General features: G+C 39.1%; 6 protein-coding genes. 5 read left to right on the forward strand and 1 reads right to left on the reverse strand.

The features are described 5' to 3' along the window. The first annotated feature begins 191 nt into the window (after nt 1-191). From M3P05_RS19985 to M3P05_RS19995, 3 genes are all read left to right on the forward strand, one after another. Nucleotides 192-869 (forward strand): NeuD/PglB/VioB family sugar acetyltransferase, encoded by a 678-nt coding sequence (locus M3P05_RS19985; protein WP_249701893.1) that lies wholly within the window; start codon nt 192-194, stop codon nt 867-869. Next, a complete protein-coding gene (locus tag M3P05_RS19990; RefSeq protein WP_249701894.1) occupies nt 862-1,290 on the forward strand; it encodes a MaoC family dehydratase in 429 nt (142 codons plus the stop codon). Before M3P05_RS19985 ends, M3P05_RS19990 begins: the two co-directional genes overlap by 8 nt. Nucleotides 1,291-1,840: 550 nt before the next feature. Next, nucleotides 1,841-2,947: a glycosyltransferase family 4 protein gene (locus M3P05_RS19995; protein ID WP_249701895.1), complete on the forward strand. Its 1,107-nt coding sequence runs from the start codon at nt 1,841-1,843 to the stop codon at nt 2,945-2,947. 80 nt (nt 2,948-3,027) lie between these two features. Here M3P05_RS19995 and M3P05_RS20000 read toward each other — a convergent pair whose 3' ends face one another. After that, nucleotides 3,028-3,939, reverse strand: coding sequence for a DUF6625 family protein (locus M3P05_RS20000; RefSeq protein WP_249701896.1), 912 nt, complete (start codon nt 3,937-3,939; stop codon nt 3,028-3,030). Nucleotides 3,940-3,968: 29 nt separating this feature from the next. On the opposite strand from M3P05_RS20000, the gene M3P05_RS20005 reads away from it, so the two are divergent. Further along, complete coding sequence (locus tag M3P05_RS20005) at nt 3,969-4,838, forward strand: glycosyltransferase (protein WP_249701897.1); 870 nt, start codon at nt 3,969-3,971, stop codon at nt 4,836-4,838. 9 nt (nt 4,839-4,847) lie between these two features. Beyond that, the coding region (locus M3P05_RS20010) for a hypothetical protein (RefSeq protein WP_249701898.1) at nt 4,848-5,083 on the forward strand (236 nt) is incomplete at its 3' end.

Raw genomic sequence — 5,083 nt, forward strand, 5'->3', positions numbered from 1 at the left:
CTAACTCATATTCACAGCCACAAATTCTACTCCCGACTGAGAAAAGGTTATTGAGTGATCCGGATAATGATGTTCACTCAAAAGGTAAGCTTGAGCTTTGCAATCAATAAAAGGTTAATTCTGAGAGTATCTTTCAGCTTTGCTGCTCGCTCATTTTAGGATTAGGAAAATGAACTTAAAGGAAAATTTAAATGAATAAATCTTATGCCGTTTATGGCGCTGGTGGATTTGGGAGGGAGGTCATGCCATTATTGCTAGACCAGTTAGACATAGCTCAAGAGTTGGATCCTCAGATCTACTTCATTGATGATTTAAAGGATGGGGAAATTATAAATGATATTCCCGTAATCAGCTTTGAGTCATTTATTAATCTAAATACTAAAGAACGTTATATCACGATAGCTATCACGAACAGCAAAGTAAGAGAAGAGTTGAATGACAAGTGCTTACATTACAATATTAATATTTTAAATATATATGCACGAAATGTTACAAAGTTAGCTAATGTAGAAATCGGCGCATCAGCAATTTTATGCCCTTTTGTCACAGTAACCTCAAATATTAAAATTGGAAAATCATTTCATGCCAATATCTACAGTTATGTAGCTCATGACTGCATTATAGGAGATTACGTAACTTTTGCTCCTTCTGTAAAATGTAATGGAAATGTTGAAATTGATGATCATGTATACATTGGAACAGGAGCAATTATCAAACAAGGAAAAGAGAATAAGCCCTTGAAAATAGGTAAAGGAGCGATTATTTCTGCAGGAGCATTTGTAACTAAAGATGTTCCTGCTGGCGTAACAGTTTTTGGAAACCCTGCTATAGAATTGACTAAAGAGAACTTAAGGAAAAGAAATGGATAACAAGCTGATATTTGATCGTTTCACTATCGAAGATTTATCTATTGGTATGGGAGCCTCTTATTCTCAAACTATTACAGATACAGATATTAAAGCATTTGCAGGGATATCTGGTGATAATAATCCTGTACACATGAGTGATGAATATGCTGAAAATAGCAGGTTTAAAAAAAGAATTGCTCATGGTTTAATGTCAGCTTCGTTCTTTTCAGCTTTATTTGGCACAAAAATACCAGGACCAGGCTGCGTGTATGTTTCTCAGACACTGAATTTTAAAAAGCCAGTTTACCTTAATGATACAGTTACAGCTAAGGTAACAGTTACAGATATTGACTTAAAAAGAAAAAGAGTATTTTTTAAAACAGAATGCAAGGTTAAAGCGAGAACTGTAATCACTGGTGAGGCTGAAATTTATATTCCATAACTAATATGCAGTAGTTCTGATCTGACAGTTACCAATTTTCAAGAGTGTGCCTGTCAGGTCGAATTCAACCTACGAATTTTTCCTTCCGGATGCTTTTATCATCAATCAGTGTCTACAGTAGTGTACGCCCACAGCAAATCTTGCACTGACGAGTGCGACGAGTATCGTGTCATCCAACCATTCTTCCAGATCTTGCTACAACGTATCATTGCTGTCTTCGTTTCACTCAAAAATGTAATCATCTGTGCATTGAGTATTCGGATAATGAGCAGCTAATCATTACCCAAAGTTCATATTAGGGTTCTGAAGCTTATGGTGCCATACCGCCAACTCTACAGCGCGATCCAGCATAACCAAGAACAACTATTTTGATACCACTATACCGATGTCAGTAATTGCCCTTGCATACTCATTTGATTGACTGATAATTCGTAATCCTCTAGTGTCCCGGAACCTCTTCACTCTATAGATGAGCTTCCTCTGCAGTTGACCATTTCCCGTTGAGGCTGGTCTTCTATGGCTATCACGTTGTGACAGGAAAAACGTAGAAATGGAAAAAAGGATCAAAGTTTTACAGCTTCAGCCCAAATATTACATACGTGAAAACGATCTCCATGAGGAAATACTAAAGGGCCTTTCTCCAGAGAAATTCGAGGTGACTTCTGCATATATGAGAGAGGTACCAGGGGAGGGAGGACTGATTAGTATAAGTGAGCACGTTAAATACTTCGATCTCAGTAAAAAAGAGATGAAAGGCCTGAGGGTAAAAGCGAAGCGTGAGCTGTATGAATTTTGTGATGAACAGCAGTTTGACGCAGTCATTACTCATAGGTTTAAAGCCTGTGATCTGATGATGTCTTTGAACAAGAAACTTAAGATACCCCGCTGTATTAGCGTAGTGCATGGATTTGGAGACTATGATCGCTTGTATAGGCGCCTAGCGTTGAAAGCAAGAATTGATGATGCTTGGCGATTTGTAGCAGTGTCTGCACCTGTCGAGCAGTATCTGCTCAATACGGGTATGGGCCTTTCTGCGGCTAATGTTTCAACAATCAATAACGCTATTGATATCTCGAAAATTACAAGTGGATTTCGAAATAGAGAAGAACTGCGAGCTGAATATGGTTTCGACAACGATTGCTTTGTTATCGGAACTATTGGGCGAATGGTGACGGTAAAAGGACACGGCTATTTGCTGGAAGCATTTGTTCGGCTACTCGAGGATAATCCAAAAGTAAGGTTGGTAATTTTTGGGGATGGAGATAAGCGAGAAGACGCTGTTAACTACATCCGGACTGCTGGTATTGAACAGCAGGTCATTCTTGCAGGGCATATTGAATCTGCATACCAGTACATTCCCATGTTCGATGTTTTTGTCCTGCCTTCTCTTTCTGAGGGATTACCTCTTTCTATCATGGAGGCAATGGCAGCTAAAGTTCCAGTTGTTGCTTCTGGTGTTGGTGGGGTTGAGGCTCTCTTAGGTGGATTAGGGGAGGTTGTGAAACCCAAAAATGTTGCAGAGTTATACGATAAACTTAAGTTTGTGATGCAGTCTTCCCAAAGAAAAGAAATTGGAGAGGCGCTAAGGGAACGATTGGAAAAAGAGTACTCAATTGAAGCTTATCGGGCAGCTTATAGAAACTTAATCTTAAGCTAAGACTACCCCAGGCTGGAAGCTGGGCTTGGAGAAATTCTTGGCCAGCTCCCAAATATGCTTTGTGGTGAAACGAAAGTATTTTAGGAAGAACTTTTTAAGGAGTGGAAACCTTTTCTACTGATAGAAAACCCTTTGAGGGCATCTTCTTTTCTTACAAAATTCAGTTTTCTAAGATCTTCCCACGCAGCTTTCTCTCCACGTGATTTATGGAGCCATGTGCTGGATTTCCAGTTCATGAAGTGTAGATAAAGAAACTCCCTGTCGCCATCAAGAGCGTTTGTTAACTTTCCATCAAGCCACTTCCAGCTTTCAGGGTGTTCCCAATTCCTATTATGCCAGGGTTTTGGTGTTAAAGGAGTACTGTATTGCTCCTTGAAAAAAGCTCTTCTTTGGTAACGATCTTTTAAACGATAAATGCTTCTTAACCAAGAAGGGTACTTTTTGTGCCTTAAAAAAACCTTGGAAAATTTTGACTCATCCAAGCCTAGATGATCATTTTGTGAGAACAATTTTTTCCACTCTGGTATTTTTTTGAACGCTTCGTTTATATAGGGAGTGTTTCTTAATATACACAGATGGCCTGAAATACGATCCCAGTGGGTAGAGAGTAAATCATATTTATTCAGTAATTTGTCTGTGTATTCCCTTCTAATATTTCCATAGATGACATCTATATCCCCAAAACCCCAAAAATCATAGTCTTTTATTATGTCACTATGGATGTAACCATAAGCCGGTTTTAGATCACAAAGTTTGTAAGGACTTTGTGGGTTAAATGAAATATCGAGTTTTCTGCTTACGACATCTTTATAGCTGTCAAAGTTAATGGTCGTAAAGGTTGTATTCTGTGGCGCATCGGAAGGAATGGGGCAATCTGTAAAAAAATGCCAGTTAACTGTTGGATTGTACCTGCAGGAAACAAGGAATAGATCAAACCACTCTGGCCATTTGCCAAAGTAGGGAGTTATTATGACTATAGAAGGAGTGCTCAAATTTTAACCTTAATGTCTTTGGTGTGGAAGTGATCGATAAAGACAAGAGTCCGTTAGTCTCTGTAGTCATAACGTGCTACAACCACGTGAATTATATAGCTGATGCTGTCAATAGTGTACTGTCTCAGACTTATAAAAATCTTGAACTTATAGTCGTTGATGATGGCTCGACAGATGGATCATCTGAAGTACTGGATCAGCTTTCTCAGCAAGCTGGTTTCACAGTCATACACCAGAAAAATGCAGGTGTTTCTGCTGCAATGAATAAAGGGCTGTCTCTGTGCTCAGGGGAATATATAGCCACCTTGGATTCGGATGATATGTTTTTGGCCGATAAGCTGCAGAAGCAAGTTACTTATCTGGAAAACCACAAGGATGTGGCTATATGTGGCGGAGGGATGCTGATTGTTGATGAGGATGGCACAATTTCAGCCCCAAAGCGTTTCCCGCCAGAAAGAATGTTGGATTTTGAGGATGTTTTTTGCGAGAAACAAGACATTATCCCATCATCATCAGCATTGGTAAGAAGAGAGGTTTTTGACAAGGTGGGAGGGTACAGCTCTGATGTGCGAATACAGGACTTGTACTTTTGGTTAAAAGTTACCGCTGCAGGGTATCAAATATCAGCTTTACATGATGTTCTTATTTATTACCGGAAACATGAAAGCAATTCGAGTAAGAACTATGAAGCGGTATATAGGGATACACTAGTAATATATAGTTTGTTTGAAGACTCTCCATTTTTTCAGGGAGTTGTAGACAGATTTCGCAAAAGTATGTTTGTGAAATTTTCTTCAGTTAATAAGAAGATGGCATTGGAAGTTCTCAATAAGATCCCCTGCGCCAAATGGGATTTAAAGATCTTTAAGGGACTTGGTCGACTGCTATTTAAATTTTAAGGTTGTTGTGTGAAAGAAGTGTTTGTTGTCTTGACTGGCACGATGAAGTTGTCGGGTGTTTCAACATGGGTTGTTAATTTATCCCAGTCTCTGGTGAATAGTGGAAAAAGAACCATAATATTGAATATGGGTGAGCCTTCTGAGGTTGCTATGCCAGAAGGGGTGGATGTGATCTACCTGAGGAGACCACGAACTCATATTGCACTCAGACTGCTAAGACTGTTTCTTTTTCATAAGATAGCAAA

The organism is Parendozoicomonas callyspongiae, from assembly GCF_023502345.1.
GTDB lineage: Bacteria > Pseudomonadota > Gammaproteobacteria > Pseudomonadales > Endozoicomonadaceae > Sansalvadorimonas > Sansalvadorimonas callyspongiae.

What these genes read in the sequence shown, in the direction of transcription:
- M3P05_RS19985 (WP_249701893.1), top strand. Translation starts at nt 192, where the DNA reads ATGAATAAATCTTATGCCGTTTATGGCGCTGGTGGATTTGGGAGGGAG.
- M3P05_RS19990 (WP_249701894.1), top strand. Translation starts at nt 862, where the DNA reads ATGGATAACAAGCTGATATTTGATCGTTTCACTATCGAAGATTTATCT.
- M3P05_RS19995 (WP_249701895.1), top strand. Translation starts at nt 1,841, where the DNA reads ATGGAAAAAAGGATCAAAGTTTTACAGCTTCAGCCCAAATATTACATA.